The organism is Salinimicrobium oceani (genome assembly GCF_012037645.1).
Window position 1 is genome coordinate 1 of record NZ_JAAVJR010000877.1, and the last position, 398, is coordinate 398.

Annotated in this window: 1 protein-coding gene; it reads left to right on the plus strand. The window is 37.7% G+C overall.

Translation table 11 applies throughout. The features are described from left to right. Nucleotides 1-294: four helix bundle protein (locus tag HC175_RS19845; RefSeq protein ID WP_209310133.1), on the plus strand; the 294-nt coding region annotated here is incomplete at its 5' end. Nucleotides 295-398 lie beyond the last annotated feature (104 nt).

Genomic DNA, 398 nt, shown 5'->3' on the forward strand with positions numbered 1-398 from the left:
CATGTGCAGAAACAATTGATAAGAGCTTGTACCTCTGTGGCTGCAAATTACAGGGCTGCAAATTTAGGACAGACTAAAAGAGGATTTATATCCAAATTGAGTATTGTAATTGAAGAAGCTGATGAATGCATTTTTTGGATTGAATTTCTTGAGGAGGAGAATCTTCTAAGGAAGGGAGCTTATGAAGAAGTTCTGGCTGAAGCCAGAGAGCTAACATCTATCTTTGTTGCCTCAAGAAGAACGGCCCAAAGATCATTGGACAGATTATCAGAAGCAGAAAAGAATGAGTCGTAAATCCGACTCTTTAATTAAACATTAGACCTTAAACCTTAAACATTGATATGGTTTTACCAATAGTAGCATACGGAGACCCGGTACTAAGAAAAAGAGCAAAGGAT